This window comes from Paenibacillus sp. J31R98 (genome assembly GCF_056269245.1).
The window spans coordinates 211,509-226,514 of sequence record NZ_JBWDNO010000009.1 but is presented as its reverse complement, the minus strand read 5'-3'; the positions used below and the strand labels follow the sequence as shown (position 1 = coordinate 226,514).

17 protein-coding genes and 1 other annotated feature (1 of these 18 cut by a window edge) are annotated in these 15,006 nt (G+C 51.8%); of the genes, 6 read left to right on the top strand and 11 right to left on the bottom strand.

Translation table 11 applies throughout. The features are described 5' to 3' along the window. Positions 1 to 2: 2 nt before the first annotated feature. The 5 genes from AC0YNX_RS26605 to AC0YNX_RS26585 form a co-directional block, all read right to left on the bottom strand. A complete protein-coding gene (locus AC0YNX_RS26605) occupies positions 3 to 485 on the bottom strand; it encodes a DUF456 domain-containing protein (RefSeq protein ID WP_475818720.1) in 483 nt (160 codons plus the stop codon). A gap of 8 nt (positions 486 to 493) precedes the next feature. Then, complete coding sequence (locus AC0YNX_RS26600; protein WP_475818719.1) at positions 494 to 1,246, bottom strand: Cof-type HAD-IIB family hydrolase; 753 nt, start codon at positions 1,244 to 1,246, stop codon at positions 494 to 496. 715 nt (positions 1,247 to 1,961) lie between these two features. Continuing rightward, positions 1,962 to 4,058, bottom strand: coding sequence for a peptidoglycan D,D-transpeptidase FtsI family protein (locus AC0YNX_RS26595; RefSeq protein ID WP_475818718.1), 2,097 nt, complete (start codon positions 4,056 to 4,058; stop codon positions 1,962 to 1,964). A gap of 24 nt (positions 4,059 to 4,082) precedes the next feature. Next, positions 4,083 to 5,261 carry a transglutaminase domain-containing protein gene (locus AC0YNX_RS26590; RefSeq protein ID WP_475818717.1) on the bottom strand — a complete coding sequence of 393 codons (1,179 nt, stop codon included), beginning with the start codon at positions 5,259 to 5,261 and terminating at the stop codon, positions 4,083 to 4,085. Between the two features lie 47 nt (positions 5,262 to 5,308). Beyond that, positions 5,309 to 5,752, bottom strand: coding sequence for a hypothetical protein (locus tag AC0YNX_RS26585; protein ID WP_475818716.1), 444 nt, complete (start codon positions 5,750 to 5,752; stop codon positions 5,309 to 5,311). 184 nt (positions 5,753 to 5,936) lie between these two features. Between AC0YNX_RS26585 and AC0YNX_RS26580 the strand changes: the two genes are divergently transcribed. Beyond that, positions 5,937 to 7,145: an MFS transporter gene (locus tag AC0YNX_RS26580; RefSeq protein ID WP_475818715.1), complete on the top strand. Its 1,209-nt coding sequence runs from the start codon at positions 5,937 to 5,939 to the stop codon at positions 7,143 to 7,145. A 371-nt stretch (positions 7,146 to 7,516) separates the two neighbouring features. Next, complete coding sequence (locus AC0YNX_RS26575; protein WP_475818785.1) at positions 7,517 to 7,888, top strand: toprim domain-containing protein; 372 nt, start codon at positions 7,517 to 7,519, stop codon at positions 7,886 to 7,888. A gap of 26 nt (positions 7,889 to 7,914) precedes the next feature. On the opposite strand, the gene AC0YNX_RS26570 is transcribed toward AC0YNX_RS26575, so the two are convergent. Genes AC0YNX_RS26570 through cyoE form a run of 3 tightly spaced genes read right to left on the bottom strand, consistent with a single transcriptional unit; the run spans position 7,915 to position 10,346 of the window. Further along, positions 7,915 to 8,838 carry an AEC family transporter gene (locus AC0YNX_RS26570; RefSeq protein ID WP_475818714.1) on the bottom strand — a complete coding sequence of 308 codons (924 nt, stop codon included), beginning with the start codon at positions 8,836 to 8,838 and terminating at the stop codon, positions 7,915 to 7,917. Positions 8,839 to 8,850: 12 nt separating this feature from the next. Further along, a complete protein-coding gene (locus AC0YNX_RS26565) occupies positions 8,851 to 9,471 on the bottom strand; it encodes an SCO family protein (protein ID WP_475818713.1) in 621 nt (206 codons plus the stop codon). A 14-nt stretch (positions 9,472 to 9,485) separates the two neighbouring features. Beyond that, positions 9,486 to 10,346, bottom strand: coding sequence for a heme o synthase (gene cyoE, locus AC0YNX_RS26560; protein WP_475818712.1), 861 nt, complete (start codon positions 10,344 to 10,346; stop codon positions 9,486 to 9,488). 215 nt (positions 10,347 to 10,561) lie between these two features. On the opposite strand from cyoE, the gene AC0YNX_RS26555 reads away from it, so the two are divergent. Continuing rightward, positions 10,562 to 10,984 carry a cell wall hydrolase gene (locus AC0YNX_RS26555; RefSeq protein WP_475818711.1) on the top strand — a complete coding sequence of 141 codons (423 nt, stop codon included), beginning with the start codon at positions 10,562 to 10,564 and terminating at the stop codon, positions 10,982 to 10,984. 42 nt (positions 10,985 to 11,026) lie between these two features. Next, on the top strand, positions 11,027 to 11,560 hold the full coding sequence (gene gerQ / locus AC0YNX_RS26550; protein ID WP_475818710.1) for a spore coat protein GerQ: 534 nt from the start codon (positions 11,027 to 11,029) through the stop codon (positions 11,558 to 11,560). Here gerQ and AC0YNX_RS26545 read toward each other — a convergent pair. Then, positions 11,538 to 11,837, bottom strand: coding sequence for a hypothetical protein (locus AC0YNX_RS26545; RefSeq protein WP_475818709.1), 300 nt, complete (start codon positions 11,835 to 11,837; stop codon positions 11,538 to 11,540). The genes gerQ and AC0YNX_RS26545 overlap by 23 nt on opposite strands. A gap of 164 nt (positions 11,838 to 12,001) precedes the next feature. On the opposite strand from AC0YNX_RS26545, the gene AC0YNX_RS26540 reads away from it, so the two are divergent. After that, a complete protein-coding gene (locus AC0YNX_RS26540) occupies positions 12,002 to 12,988 on the top strand; it encodes a metal-dependent hydrolase (protein ID WP_475818708.1) in 987 nt (328 codons plus the stop codon). 135 nt (positions 12,989 to 13,123) lie between these two features. Here the strand turns inward: AC0YNX_RS26540 and AC0YNX_RS26535 are convergent, their stop codons facing one another. Further along, a complete protein-coding gene (locus AC0YNX_RS26535) occupies positions 13,124 to 13,354 on the bottom strand; it encodes a small, acid-soluble spore protein, alpha/beta type (protein WP_474650712.1) in 231 nt (76 codons plus the stop codon). Positions 13,355 to 13,473: 119 nt separating this feature from the next. On the opposite strand from AC0YNX_RS26535, the gene AC0YNX_RS26530 reads away from it, so the two are divergent. Beyond that, positions 13,474 to 13,659, top strand: a complete 186-nt coding sequence (locus tag AC0YNX_RS26530; RefSeq protein ID WP_475818707.1) for a DUF5325 family protein — start codon at positions 13,474 to 13,476, stop codon at positions 13,657 to 13,659. 101 nt (positions 13,660 to 13,760) lie between these two features. Here AC0YNX_RS26530 and trpS read toward each other — a convergent pair whose 3' ends face one another. Next, positions 13,761 to 14,747, bottom strand: coding sequence for a tryptophan--tRNA ligase (trpS, locus tag AC0YNX_RS26525; RefSeq protein ID WP_475818706.1), 987 nt, complete (start codon positions 14,745 to 14,747; stop codon positions 13,761 to 13,763). 51 nt (positions 14,748 to 14,798) lie between these two features. After that, positions 14,799 to 15,006 (bottom strand) — a binding site (T-box leader); it runs 41 nt beyond the window's last position.

Sequence of the window (15,006 nt, the reverse complement as noted above, 5' to 3'; positions counted from 1 at the left end):
AATTAGTTATAAATCCAAATAAAGAAAATGATAATCATGGCCGCTTGAAGCACTATCTTCGCAACCATGCTGGTGAACAAGCCTACTACAGCGCCGAAGCCTGCTTTCAGCGCCTCGTCCCATTTGGAGCCGACAATCAGCTCGCCGATAATCGCGCCAAGGAGAGGACCGAGCAGCAGCCCGAATGCCGGAATGACGAATGGCCCAATCAGAATACCGATTGTGCTGCCGATAATGGATGCTCGCGAGCCTCCGAACTTCTTGACGCCCCATGCGTTAACCGCATAATCGGCGATGAACAGCGCCGCGACGATCAGCGTCTGTATGATCCAGAACCAGACACCGAACGGTTCGAATGAAATAAAAAATCCGTAGATGAAGAAAGCCGCATAAATCGCAAGCGCGCCCGGCAATATCGGGAAAATAGCTCCCGCCATGCCTACAACAAACAGGATGACGACGATAATCCAGCCTGCAATCTCCATTCACGCACTCATCCTTTCAGCACATAGTCCCGAATCAGATGCATGACAGCGTGTTCCTCATTGGTGACGGTTACCGCATCTGCAGCCGCCTTCACTTCCTCTTGGGCATTGCCCATGGCAACGCCAAGCCCTACCTCGCGAATCATCGCAATGTCATTCAAGCTGTCGCCCATAGCTGCTACCTGCGACATGTCGATATCGAGAATCTTACACAGCTCGCGAATCGCCGACGCCTTAGATACGCCTTCCGGATTCATCTCCAAATTCCATGGCGATGAATTCGTAATTTCAAGCCCGCCCCATGAAGAGGTTTCCTTCAAGATTGCGTCACGCACCTTGGTATCATCGATATGATAGCCGAATTTAAGCCAATGATGCGCATCGTAATCTAACGCGGGCTCGATCCATTTCTCTTTGTTGTATATATCCATCGTTGTGTAAGCCCAATACCAGCATTCCGGGTACGAGAGCGCAAGCTCATGAAGCCGCTTGATCATGCCAGGCGACATCAGCGTACGTTGGTGCAGCACATGCGGACGATGCCATATCTCTCCGCCATTCACCGTTATCATCGGCGTATCCAGCCCCAGCTGCTCCGCGTAAGGCACTGCGCTTTGAAACCCGCGTCCTGTTGCGAAGCAGACGGTGACGCCTGCATCCAGTGCTTTGCGAATCCACATTGCATTCTCGCTGCTAACTTCCTGACGATCATTCAGCAGCGTTCCGTCCATATCAAGCGCTACCAGTTTAATCGATCCCATGACGACCTCCCAAGCAAAAACAACATTGTCCAACTAGCGTTCATTTTAGCACATTACGAGGAGAATCCAAACTAACGAGCATGTACGATTCTAATTATAGTTAGTCATTCGCGAATGCGCTCTACTCAATCTTGTGCTTTTTGTGTAATATCTTGCTGATTACACGCCAATTAACGCACCGGTCAGAAAAAGTATGGCATACAGCAGCCGGCGAAGCGCGGCGTGCTTCCTCTGGCGTCGCATATAGAACCCCTCCTTGGCTAAGCGAATGACATGCTATCTTGGCCTTGGTTTATGTTATGCAACAGTGTTTCCGCTGTGCAACATCGGGACGGGCTGTGTTGAAATTATGTGCTCTCAGCATCCAAACCACGCCAAAATTCAGCTGAGTGTATCCTCTCCCGAGAGAGCGTTTTTGCACTCTTCCCTCACCAGTTCCCCTCGCACGCATTGCCCCCTAACGAACTGCACAATCGTTATTCGATCCAAAAGTCGCTATTCTTCAATTTAACGAATCGAGGAATCGTTATTCAGAGTAAATTGCCCTCTTTGGGCCGAATAATGGGTCAATAACGATTCCGAGGTTCGTTAGACTTATCGAAAAGCCAAATTGTGCCCAATAACGTCAGTATGATTCGTTAGCCGGAGCCACCTTTCGTGCCGACGCGCAAACAAAAAAAGCGGTAACCATAGGTCACCGCTTCTCCATCAATAATTAAGTTTGAGGTTTTCCAGTATTCGCATTTGTGTTTGCATTCGTGTTTGCATTCGTGTTCGCACCATTCGCCGGAGTACCCGTACCGCTTGGAGGAGGCGTTGTTGTTTTCGGTTTCGCCGGTACGCCGTTCAGGCCGATCTCATCGTTGTACGCGTCCAAGATTTTGCGCGCAACCGGGGCCGCACCATAAGCGCCGAAGCCGCCTTCCGGAATAACTACCGCTACCGCAATGACAGGGTTCTCTGCGGGTGCGGATGCGATAAATACTGAGTTTTCGACGAGTTTGCCACTCACCTGCTGCTGTGAAGTACCTGTCTTGCGAAGTACTTTATAAGGCGCGTTATTAAACTCAGTTACGCTTACATTAAGCATCCCTTTCTCAATTTCCTTCCAGTATTCATCCGGGAAGTTGATCGTATTCAACACTTCAGGCTGGTAGGACTGCACCACCTTGCCGTCTGCGTCACGTATCTCCTTTACGAACTGCGGTTTCATCCGCTTGCCGTGGCTCGCGAGCGTTGCGGCATATTGCGCCAGCTGCAGCGTCGTGTAGCGTCCCATCTGGCCGAAGGAGGCCAGAATGAGCGCGGATTGCGAGGACGCAGCCTCTCGCTCGTGGAAGTAACCGATTACGCCCTTGCTCTCGTTAAGCAGACCGCTCTCGGTGCTAACGCCAAGACCGAACTGCTTTACATAGCTATCCCAAATATCGACTCCGTTCTCCGGATCTTTGCGGTACAGCGCATCCCCGACCATTTTGGACATGAAAGGGTTGGAGGAATGTGCGATGGCAGATGCTGGATCCAGCTTACCATATACGTGCCCTTTCGAGTTACCGATCCGCCTGCGCGATGCGCCTTTACCATAGAAGAACGAGCCCGTATCTATGTAAGTGCTCGTTGTCGTAAACAGCTTCTCATTCAAGCCGATCAGGATCGACAATGGCTTCTGCGTGGAACCAAGGAACACGACGGAAGACGGGTGCTTGCGCTGCTCCTTTGGATCCTTGTACGGACCAATTACAGGGCTGATCGTTCCGTTCTGAAGCACGCTGCTGATAGTATCGTAGTCATCGGTGCTGATTTTGCCGCCTTCCCAGATGTTAGGGTCATAGTCCGGCATGCTTGCCATCGCGATGATCTTGCCCGTCTTGACTTCCATGGCTACGGCATAGCCGGTCTTCGCATTATCTTCGTGCCGCTCGCGGTCAGGCGTTGTCTGCAAGAAATGCAGCTGATCCATTATCGCCTTCTCCGTCGCTTCCTGGACGTTTCGATTAATGGTCAGGTAGATGTTATCGCCCTTCTCCGGTTTCGTGATGACAGGTGGTCCAATGATACGGCTTGCCGCATTCACCGGGTAAGTCTTCAAGCCATTCTTGCCGCGAAGGACATCTTGGTACATATATTCCAAGCCATCATAGCCGACGTCTTCAGTCTGCAAATATTTCAGGCGCGGATCGGTTGTTTTGGCGCGGTCCTTGTACAGATTATTCTCGGCGCCGCCGCCGTATTTCTTCAAGTAACCAACAAGCTGTACGGCCGTCTGGCTCGTATCATAATGACGAATGCTCTCTTCTACGATGTCGATACCCTTGTAATGGTCGCGATTCTCCATGAAGTAAGCAATCTCCTTCTCGGAGAGGCCGCTCTTGATCCGGCGTGGAACCGACACTGTATTCTTCTTGTAGTCGAGATCCATGTTCTTGACGATGGTCTCGAGCGATATGGCAGACTTCGGATTGCCCATCTGCTGGAATACGTAGAACAGCTGTCTTGCGGTCTCAATCGAATCTTCTTTCTTCGTTCCCGGTTCGATGCTGTAATAAAGCGATTGCGTCGAAGTGGAATAAGCAATTGATTTGCCGGCGGAGTCATAGATATTGCCGCGGATCGGCGGGATGAGCACATTCGTCGAGCCCCGCTTTTCCTCTTCTTCCCTCAGGGACGGACCTTCAACGAACTGCAAAATGGCTAGACGGACGATAAGGACGCTAAACACAAAAAATGTAACGAAAAAGAACAGGTTGAGCCGGAACGAAAAGTTTCGCCGGTTCGTAATTTCCCGCTTCTGCGGATCGTCTTGCTGTACCACTGTAAATCTCCTTTCTCCTTACGATCAAGCCTGCTGGATATGGGAGGAAGCAAACCCTTTGGGATTGAACCAATCTCCGGATGACGCCCATGTCGCATCGAGCGGAATCCATTTGCCACCTGCATCGGCAAGCTTCACTTCATTCCAAGCATGCGGGCCGTAACCGCCGCTGCCTGTCGCGCCAAGCCCTGTAACAACCTTCACATCAAGCCCAATCGACCGCGCCATAATGGCATATAGTCTGGCCACATCTATACAGACGCCTTTTCGGGTATCAAAAGTTTCAACTGGCGTCTGTTCTTTCCAAATTCCCTTATTCACATAATTATTCGCTTTATCCCAGTCATAGACGATGCGCGTGCCGATCCAATCATAGAGCGCTCTTGCCTTCTCTTCATCAGTGTGCGCATTTTTGGTTACTTTCACAGCTGCTTCCTCAATATTCGCCGGAACCGCAGCGTCAATCACTTCATACTTGCGCTCGAGCACCTTACGGAACTCGGCTTGCACCGCATCGCTGAACACCGGTCCTTGCTTCAGCACATCGCCGGCTACCGGGGTCAGAATCTCTGCTGCCGTCTTCTTATACAGCGTCGAAGCCTGAATTGAATCCACTCCAGCCGCCCCTGGCAACAACGACACGTAGACGAACAGAATCGCGATGACAAGGAAAGCTCGTCCCGCGCCAAGGAACGCCCCAAGCAGCGCGCCGGTTGCCCGGCTTGCCATACGTGAGCGCACACGCTGCGGAACTCGGGAGAATTGGCGATGATCGGCTGCTTGCTCCGGACGGACAAGTCTATCAAAGGCCATTTCGAACAGCGGCTCTATGAATTGCAGCAAGCTCCTCACGACAGCATAAAGAAGCAGAAACAACGCACTGAATCGCAGCAGCTCGAAATCCCGCAAGCTCGTAATGAAGGTATACCACAGCTGCTTCAAGGAACTTAGCTCTTCCTTCGGCACGACAATGTGCTGATTCACAAGCAGGTCGCGAATGACCGGCGACAGTCGCGTCGCTCCTTTGCCTGCGATGACTAGCGCTAGTATGACGCTTGCCCCCTGCCAAATAAAAAAGAAAAGGTGCTTCGCGCTGCGAGGTGCACCTCTTCTCATACCTTGAATGATAGAGACAAGCAGGATGAGCAGCACCATGAGCGCAACCGGTTCTGGTTTAAGCATCGGCAGAACCCAGCTATGCATGATGAACCCTCCTCCTTCGTCCGCGAAGCAGCAGTTGCTGCTGATTGCTAGACGTTCTTTTTCGCTTGATCAATCAAACTTTGAATCGCCGAATCAATCTTCCAGGTGCCAAGCGACGTATCGTGGAACTTGACCTTCACTTCGCCATCGCCAGGCGTACCGGTCAATTCCAGGTTCTTCGTCTTCACTGTGAACGTCCCATCGCCGTTCGTCTTGAACGTTGCTTCAGCCGCTTCGCCTGCCATAGCAGTAATGGCTTCCTGCTTCACGCTATCTGCAACCTTCGTGCCGAGCGACTTGACATCCTCCAGCGAATATCCGCTATACACAACGACAACGGCTAGAATCGCCACGACGATGAGCCATTTCACAACCGTCTTCACAATTCGGACGACGATGAAAAGGACAACGAGCGCAATGAGAAGGAACAGCCATTTGTCCTTGAAAAATTGAATCCACGTGTCCATATCATAATTGAAGTCAAAGCTCATCCTCACGCACTCCTCCATTATACCCGCCAAAAAGTCTCAATACAAAATATTATACCCTATGACCCTATGTGCGTAAACGGTGCTGGTTGCTAGGGCGATGGACGGGCGCCAGACATATCGGACCGCTCACCTGCGTACAAGTAGTAACATACTGTTCACGCGAAAGTAGAAGGAGTGAGCGCTAATGAAAACAGCCATCTGGCTCTATCTGTTTCTGTTCGTCGCTTTTTTTGATCTGCATGCCCAATATCCGATTCTAACGCCGTTCGCGGTATCGATCGGAGCCGCACCATCGTTCATCGGTCTCATGATGGGACTCTATTCAATCACGCATTTGCCCGGCAACGTAATTGCAGGCTACAGCGTTGACCGATTCGGCAGCCGGCTGTTCATCGTCTTCAGTCTTGCCGCCGCCGGGGGCATTCTGCTGCTGCAGTCGCGCGTAACGGACCCGTGGCAGCTGCTGACGCTACGTTCGATCAGCGGCTTCGTCCTCGCCTTCCTCTCGCCGGCTTGCATGTCGCTGCTGGCGCGCATCACCTCTGACCGTGTCAAACAGGGCAAGCTGATGGCGGGCAACGGCCTCATGCATACGATCGCATCCGTCATTTCGCCTGCTGTGGGAGCCTATCTCGTCGCACAGATCGGCTTCACAACCGCTTTTTACGTGCTTGGTTGGGTTCTAATCATCACCGCTGCTTGCGCGCTATTCTTCATCCGCGATATCCCTGTCACGCCGCAGAGCGCGGCTCTCACGGCACCGCTCTCGGCGCATATGAACGCACATCAGCTCGGCATGCGCGGCAAGGCGCTTAAGGAAACCGAGAAGCCGCCATCCATCCCGTGGCTGATCTATCTGCTGCCAGTCGCAATGAGCTGCGCGCAAGGCATTCTCTCCTTCGAGTTGCCGCTCATGGCAACGAGCAAAGAAGCGATGATGACAACGGGACTGCTGTTCTCCATCGTCAGCCTCGGAGCGCTGCTCACGCTCAGCATGCTGTTCTTGAATAAGCTGTCGCCGTTTCTCCGCTCGCTATGGGGCGCATTCATGCTGGCGCTCACGTATTTTGCAATAGCTGCCGGTGTCCCTCTGCCGTTTATGATTCTGCTATTCATGGTCGGCATGTGCAAAGGCGTCATCTTCCCTGCTCTCTCGTCGCTGCTGATCGAGCGCAGCGGCGGCACCAGATACGGCCGCACCTTCTCGTTCTTGTCGATCGCTTTCTCGGTTGGCGCGTTCATGGGACCTATGCTCGCAGGCCAACTGCGCAATTATATATCGCCTTACTATATCGCCTTCCTCAGTCTCATGATCGCGGTGTCCGTGCTTCCATTCTATGCCTATACGGCAAGGACCGGCGGGCATGGAGCCCATTTTTCGAGAACTGGGTAATTGCACAGGGCTGTTATCATTCAGGGGCATACATTACAGTGTGGCAAGAGGCTAAGTTGCTTTAACAAATAGAGCAGCATCCCAAACGCCTATGATTATCATCTTGCGAAAGAGGGGTGACATTGACAATGTCAAATTTCGTAGATGCTGAACGCGGAGGACATCACGGCTTCACTTCTGCAGGCGCGATCCTTGTACTATTCATCCTGCTTGTAATTGTTATTTGCGGCTGTGGCGGCTGGATGTAGTTCCTACGCCAATAACGATCATAACGGTCTGCCAGCTGCGGCAGGCCGTTTTTCGTTGTCTTGCGGATCTGTCATCTTCAAGCAGCAAATAAGGTATGATAACAGCAAGAGGTGAACCTTATGATGGACATCGCAATCATTGTGGAAGGCAAGAACGACAAGAGCAGGTTGCGCCGCGTACTGAACGAGGAAGTGGAAATCTTCTGCACGATGGGGACTCCCGGGGTCACGCAGCTGGAGAAGCTGCGCAGACAGGTTGGCGACAAGCAAGCGTATATTTTCACGGACAATGACGCTTCCGGCAAACGAATCAGAGGCATGCTGCGAGATACCTTTCCCGATGCGGAGCATATCCACACTCGCCGCGGCTATCCAGGGGTTGAGAAGACGCCGGAGGATTATCTGATCGAGCAATTGGAAAAGGCGGGCCTCGAGGAGTACATTATGTACCCGGATCAAAGCGCCGCCATCTGGAGTAAAGAGAATGATTTCTAATTCTCACATTCATTGTGACTAGTCAGCTAACCAAGCACATAGATGACGAACGTGACCGTCAAAATACTTAACAGCGTGGAAACAAGCACAGCCTGCGAAGCGAACTCCTGCTCATTGTCGAACTCGACCGCGAGCAACACGCTCGATAACGAGGTGGGCACCGACGAGGAGACAATGAGCGCCTTCGCCATCAGTCCGTCAATGCCTAGAATCCAGACAACGAGACTTGCGAGCAGCGGACCGCCAATCAGCCGAAGGCAGCACGAGAGCATGACGTCTCCAAGCAACAGGCTGCGCAGCGACAACTTCATGCTGCCGAGCTGGACGCCGAGCGTAAGGAGCGCCATGCCGATGAATGCATTCGCCGCATAATCGAGCGGCACCTGCAGCGCATGAGGAATTGGCACATCGAACCCGCGCATCAGAAATCCGAGCGGAATCGCATAGATGACGGGCTGCTTCGCTATCGTCAGCAAGATCTGCTTGCCGCTGATCCGATGCGCATTCACGCTATAGATCCCGTAAGTGTTCGGCAGAAGGGATTGCATCATCATAATCAACACTTGTACCGACAGCGTGAACGGATTCGAAGCGAACACCAGCTCATTCAATGGAATGCCGTAATTCGCGCTATTGTAGAACAGCACGCTGTTACGCATCGCCCCGCGCCGCCCCTTCTCGATACCCCTTACCCGAATCGCGATCTCGACACAGCCATAGAGCAGCAGCATAAATACGACGAAGAACAGCAGAACATGCACCGCGGATTGCAGCGAGACCTCAGTCGTATACAATAATTTAAACATGATGGCAGGTGAGAACAGATAGAAATTCAGCTTGGATAATGTCTTAATATCTAAAGAAAAAGCCCGATGCAGCGTGATGCCTAAAGCAATCATGACCGCAAGCGGGATAATATTGTTCCATAATATAGATAAGAAAATGGCCACCTGATTCGTCCTCTACTCTTCTAACAGCGCATCCACGACTTTCGTAATCTTGTCTGCATTCTGTGTCTCATCAATGGAGCCAGTTAAATATTTGCGTACAACGCCTTGTTTGTCTACGAACGTAATCGTGTCCGTATGCGTGAACAGGTTCGTGCTCGGGTCTTTCGCAAGGCCAAGTCCAAAACCCTTCATGAGCTGAGCTGTCGCTTCCTCGCTGTCCTCGCGCAGAAACTTCCAACCGCTCGCATCAATATCGAACTTGCCTGCAAACTCCTTCATTGCTGCTGCCGTATCCCGCTTCGGATCGAACGTAATCGACATGAACTCCACGTCTTTGCCGAAGCTGCCGCTATCCTTGAGCTTGTCCTGCACCTGTGTCATCAGGTACGTTGTCGGCGGACAGATATCCGGGCAGTTCGCGTAGAAGAAGTAGATCACGCGCACTTTGCCGTTCGTATTCTCAAGCGTTACATCGTTGCCGTCCAGATCCTTCAGCTGAAATTGAGGAGCCTTCAAGTTCTGATCCAGATTCACTTTTGCTTCCTTCGAAGACGACAAGTACAAATAGAGTGCCATTGCCGCGCAAAGTGCCAGCACCGCAATGGTAAAGCCGTATTTACGTACTACAGGCATTTAATTCCGCCCTCCTACAATGCACCGTTCGTATCCACAATCATCACGAGGAACACGATCATCAAATAGTTAATCGAGATAAAGAAATTCGTTCTCGCCCATTTGTTCGTATCTGCTGTCTTCAATCCAGCAAGCGTATGAACAAGCCACAACACGCTGCCTAGCAGCGAAATAATCAGGAACGCATAGCCGACATAACCGTTAGTGAACATCAAGATTCCAGTCGGGATGAGCAGCACAATGTACGGCAGCATTTGCAGCTTCGTACGTTTAATGCCTTTCACTACCGGAAGCAGCGGGAATCCCGCTTCGCGATACTCTTCCACGCGGCGAATGGCAAGCGACCAGAAATGCGGTGGCTGCCATAAGAACAACAGCGCGAATAGAATCCAAGCACCGACATCTACAGTGCCTGTTACTGCACAGTAACCGATGACCGGAGGCATTGCGCCAGATATGCCGCCAATGGACGTACTCCACGTCGATGTCCGTTTCAGCCACATCGTGTACACAACAACGTAAGCAAAGAATCCTAGCAAACCAAGCCAGCCGCTTAGCGGATTGACGAGCGTGAAGAGAATGACCGTACCGATGATCCCCAGAATAATGCCGTAGATCAGCACATTCGCAGGCTTCAGCCGATTCGTCGGCAGCGCCCGGTTCTTCGTCCGTTCCATCTTCTTGTCCAGCTCGCGATCCCAGTAGTTATTAATGACACAAGCCGACGCCATTACAAGCCCCGAGCCAATCAGCATGTAGATCATTAGCACCCAATCAATATCCCATTTGGAAGCGACCCAGAACCCACCGAACGCAGCAAAAGCATTCAATCGTATGAGTTTCGGTTTCGTCAGGGCCACATATTCTTTAAACACAGCGAGCCTCCCCGTTCCACTCCTGCATGGGCCTTCTTTCGCCCATTTTCTGAGTTAAAATCGCTCTTTATCATACCGAAAAAACAAGCTGTTGACAATGTTCGCGGGTCCTGTTCATGAATTTGACACCCTTTGGAACCATTTTGCCCATTAATCAATACACTATCAATGTGGTTATTGGCCCATGTGGCGAAAGGAAGTGGAAGGTCAGAGACATGGCAGTCATTAAATCGAACTCTGAAGAAGTCAAACTGCTCGCTAGGCTTCTCCGCGCGGAAGCTGAAGGCGAAGGCAACCAGGGCATGCTGATGGTCGGCAACGTCGGCGTCAACCGTGTTCTTGGCAATTGCATTGATTTCAAGAACATCCGCACCATACAGCAAATGGTTTACCAAAGCCCCGGAGGATTCGAAGCTACGCAGAAAGGCTACTTCTATCAGGCTGCCAGAGATAATGAGATTGCACTTGCAAAACGTGTCATCAACGGTGAACGTTTGTGGCCTTCGACGAACGCATTATGGTACTTCCGGCCGGCCGGCAGCTGTCCGCCTACTTGGTGGGATCAACGGTTCGAAGGCAAGTTCAAGGCTCATTGCTTCTACGTGCCGAAGCCTGGTGAATGTCCAGCGGTTTATTAACTTTAAATTGAATCATTCTTTGAAAGTGAGGAATTTAAACTTATGTCAAACGGTTACGGGTACAAACCAACAGCGGTAAGTCCAGCAAATACAGGACCAGCATTCGGTGGCTACGGCTATTATCCGCAGCACCAAATGCCAACTCCGCTCCCGGCTCCAGTGCCAACTCCATTCGTGGCTGGCGCTCAAGCTCAAGCTATGCCGCCTAGCGTACCAAACGGTTCTTTTATCACGCCTATGGGCGGTAATGTCGTTACGGTGCCAGTAACAGAAGAATCCTACGTGGAGAACATCCTCCGTCTGAACCGCGGCAAAATGGCTACGTTCTATATGACGTACGAGAACAACCGCGAATGGAATGCGAAAGTGTTCCGCGGCATCATCGAAGCGGCTGGACGCGATCATATCATTATCAGCGATCCATCGACTGGCATGCGCTACTTACTGCTTACGCTGAACCTCGACTATGTTACGTTCGATGGTCCAATCAACTACGAGTACACGTTTAACGGCGTGACGATCACGAATACGACGGCTATGCCTGGAACGACAGCTACAGCCCCAATGGGCCGCTAATCGGCTTAAACGTCCATGCATGGACTTTGGCGCTGCCGCCAGGCACCCAGTCCGACATTTCATACCAAGAAGAACGCTCATCGCAGCGTTCTTTTTTTATGCCGAGCGCCTTCTCCTCCGTCGCTGCCTCCCAAACCTCGACGAAGAGAAGCGGCTGATCCGTCCCTTCGTACAATTGAAAAGCATCACTGAAATCGCCTTGCTTCTTAGCGATCCAATTCCGGTATTTGTCCTCGAAAGTCGGCGCGATGTGATATTCCACAAAACAGATAAACATAACGGTTTCATCCCTCTCTAACAATTAGCAGCACCGCCTAAATTTGCGCGGAGCGAAGTTTTCGTAATAAACGCCCACGATTCAGAAAATACTTAAGCGTACATATATGGAGTATAACCGCATTCGCACATTTATGTTTAAATTCACGAGGAGGTCCCCCTAGGATGGATAGCGGAACGCATTTAGTCATGGGACTCGGACTTGCGGGGCTTGCCTCGGTTGACCCCGTTCTCGCAACAGACCAAACGCTGCATGCTGCCGTATTGATCGGCACGGTCGCCGGTTCTCAAGCCCCGGATTTAGACGGGCTGCTCAGACTCAAAAGCAATGCCTTGTATATACGCAATCATCGCGGAGCTTCGCACTCGATTCCGGCTATTCTGATCTGGACGGTGCTCATCACCGCCATACTCGAGCTTATATTCGGATTCCATCTCCCTTGGCTTCATATCGGCGGCTGGGTGCTGCTCGCTGTCGTCGTCCATGTGTTCTCCGATTTGTTCAACACGTATGGCACTCAAGCAGCGCGACCTTTCACGGCGAAATGGATCTCTTGGAACATTATCCACATCTTCGATCCGGTCATCTTCGTGTCCCACCTCATCGCTATCGTGCTGTGGGCGCTGCGGATCGGCGATCCGACGATTATTTTCCCATCGCTGTACGCGTTCCTTATTGTGTACTACATTTGGCGAACGGTCGTCCATCGGACGCTTAGCAAGCGGATGGAGCAGCTGGATACCGTTCATGAGGATGGCGATCAATATGTGCTGATCCCAACCATCTCGCTCCACGATTGGAACGTAGTCAAACGCCGAGCGGACGGCTCGTTCTTCATCGGTGACTTCCGTCAAGGCAAGCTTCGCTGGATGGACCGAGCCAAGTGCTCCAGTCATCCTGCCGTCGAGAAATCGAAGAACGACCATTCGATACGCGCCTTTCTCTACTTCACCTCCTTTGCTTGCGCAGAGGTACAGGAGCACCCTTGGGGCTACGAGGTGCGCTGGTCAGATGTTCGTTACAGGCACCGCAAGCAGTATCCGTTCGTTGGCGTGCTGCTGATGGATACCGAGTATAAGACTCTCGGCTCCTACGTCGGCTGGCTGAGCGAGGATCGGCTGCAGAAGCGGCTCCGCATGAATACGTATTGACTTGAAAGAGCCTCTTCTTGCACAATAGAAGAGGTTTTTTCTTCGGGATTTACAAAAGGATTAAAACACAAAAGCAGAAGCTCAAGGCTGCCCTTGAGCTTCTGACCATTACTCTTTGGAGATTCGTTGTGCCGCTTAGCGGTATGACGAGCCACCCGACAGTTGCTGTTCAGCAATTTGGACGAGTTTTCGTGTGATGTATCCTCCGAGTGAGCCTGCATCACGTGTCGAGACATTGCCGTAGTAACCATCTTGAGGGATCTGAATACCGAGCTCCTGCGCTGCCTCAAACTTCATTTGTTGAAGTGCTGCTGTTGCTTGCGGTACGACCAGCGTATTGCTGCTTCGAGATTGTTGTCCTGCCATGTGGGTAATTCTCCTTTCATCTCTTACGATGGTGTGTTGCAAACTTATTATGATTCGTTTGCGAGAAGAATATGCTAACATTCATCAAGAATTTATCAGGTTAAGGAGATGATTCACTTATGTCCAAGACAATGTCCTTGTTTTTCGCGGTTTTGTCGGTGCTTCTGATGTGCGCGACAGCTATTTCCATTAGCTATAGCGGGTGGCTGACCGTACTGTTCTTCTTGCTTACGATATGCTGTATCGGAGCAGGTTTCGTTGTGAAAGCCAGAATGAGACGGCGTAACGGTACGGCTGACGAGTAGAAGTAAGGCGGTAGTAAGCTGTAGTAAGCGGTAATGCAAAAAGGAAGGATAGCGTTGATACGCTACCCTTCCTTTTTTGTATTTTGTACTTTCGAATGCTGTTAGCGAGGGAGAAGGAAGCCCATTCTCTCTTTCGCTTCACGAAGCGTTTGATGCGCGATGACAGATACATTCTCCGCGCCTTGTTTTAAGATATCGTGAATTTCGCCAGTGCTGCGGATTTCCGCATAGCGCTTCTGCAGCGGCTCGAGCTTCGAGACGACTGCTTCAGCAAGATCCTTCTTGAACGCGCCGTAGCCTTGGCCTTCGTAGCGCGCTTGGATCTCATCCAGCGTCATATCCGCGCAGTGAGCGTAGATGCTCATCAGGTTGCTCACTTCCGGCTTCTCCGACGGGTTAAACAACACGTCGCGGCCGGAGTCTGTCGTCGCGCGGCTGATCTTCTTGCGAATGACATCCGGCGGATCAAGCAGCGCGATGTAGCTGCCTGGGTTCGGATTGCTCTTGCTCATTTTCTTCGTGCCGTCGTCTAGCGACATGATCCGTGCGCCGACCTTTGGAATGTACGGCTGCGGAACAGTGAACATATCGCCATAGCGCTGGTTGAAGCGCTGCGCGAGATCGCGTGTCAGTTCCAGATGCTGCTTCTGATCGTCGCCAACCGGGACGAGGTCTGCGTTGTATAGCAGGATGTCTGCAGCCATCAGCGTCGGGTAGACGAATAAGCCAGCGCCGACCGAATCTTTGCCGCTCGATTTATCTTTGAACTGCGTCATCCGTTCCAGCTCACCCATATAAGCAAGCGTCGTAAACAACCAGCCCAGCTCTGCGTGTGGGGCAACGTGGGATTGCGCGAATACGCTCGCTTTCGCCGGATCGATGCCTGCTGCGATGAACAGCGCAGCTACCGCCTCCGTCTGCTCGCGGAGTGCAGCCGGCTCCTGTGGAACTGTGATGGCGTGCAGGTCTACGACCATGAAGAAGCACTCATGAGTTTCTTGCAGCTTAACGAAATTTTGGATTGCGCCAATGTAGTTGCCTAGTGTTAGCTGACCGCTTGGCTGAATGCCGGATAGTACGCGTGGCATGTGAGTTCCTCCTCAAATACACTTTTTTGAACACAAAAAAAGCCCTCCGCCGCAAGGGACGAGGACCGTGGTGCCACCCTAATTTGTTTGCCTGATGTGACGCGCACAATTACAAGCAAACCTTGAGGCTCCATAACGTGGAGCGAATCGGCGAAATATACGGCTGTCCTCCAGGAGAACGGCTTTCCTTATCGCGGCTCGGGGACCCATTCGGCATCGGATGCGTGCGCCGGTTCCCACCAACCACCGGCTCTCTGAA

Excerpts from the sequence above, each read along its gene's own strand:
- AC0YNX_RS26605 (WP_475818720.1), bottom strand. The coding sequence starts at position 485 with ATGGAGATTGCAGGCTGGATTATCGTCGTCATCCTGTTTGTTGTAGGC.
- AC0YNX_RS26600 (WP_475818719.1), bottom strand. The coding sequence starts at position 1,246 with ATGGGATCGATTAAACTGGTAGCGCTTGATATGGACGGAACGCTGCTG.
- AC0YNX_RS26590 (WP_475818717.1), bottom strand. The coding sequence starts at position 5,261 with ATGCATAGCTGGGTTCTGCCGATGCTTAAACCAGAACCGGTTGCGCTC.
- AC0YNX_RS26585 (WP_475818716.1), bottom strand. The coding sequence starts at position 5,752 with ATGAGCTTTGACTTCAATTATGATATGGACACGTGGATTCAATTTTTC.
- AC0YNX_RS26580 (WP_475818715.1), top strand. The coding sequence starts at position 5,937 with ATGAAAACAGCCATCTGGCTCTATCTGTTTCTGTTCGTCGCTTTTTTT.
- AC0YNX_RS26575 (WP_475818785.1), top strand. The coding sequence starts at position 7,517 with ATGGACATCGCAATCATTGTGGAAGGCAAGAACGACAAGAGCAGGTTG.
- AC0YNX_RS26565 (WP_475818713.1), bottom strand. The coding sequence starts at position 9,471 with ATGCCTGTAGTACGTAAATACGGCTTTACCATTGCGGTGCTGGCACTT.
- AC0YNX_RS26555 (WP_475818711.1), top strand. The coding sequence starts at position 10,562 with ATGGCAGTCATTAAATCGAACTCTGAAGAAGTCAAACTGCTCGCTAGG.
- gerQ (WP_475818710.1), top strand. The coding sequence starts at position 11,027 with ATGTCAAACGGTTACGGGTACAAACCAACAGCGGTAAGTCCAGCAAAT.
- AC0YNX_RS26545 (WP_475818709.1), bottom strand. The coding sequence starts at position 11,837 with ATGTTTATCTGTTTTGTGGAATATCACATCGCGCCGACTTTCGAGGAC.
- AC0YNX_RS26540 (WP_475818708.1), top strand. The coding sequence starts at position 12,002 with ATGGATAGCGGAACGCATTTAGTCATGGGACTCGGACTTGCGGGGCTT.
- AC0YNX_RS26535 (WP_474650712.1), bottom strand. The coding sequence starts at position 13,354 with ATGGCAGGACAACAATCTCGAAGCAGCAATACGCTGGTCGTACCGCAA.
- AC0YNX_RS26530 (WP_475818707.1), top strand. The coding sequence starts at position 13,474 with ATGTCCAAGACAATGTCCTTGTTTTTCGCGGTTTTGTCGGTGCTTCTG.
- trpS (WP_475818706.1), bottom strand. The coding sequence starts at position 14,747 with ATGCCACGCGTACTATCCGGCATTCAGCCAAGCGGTCAGCTAACACTA.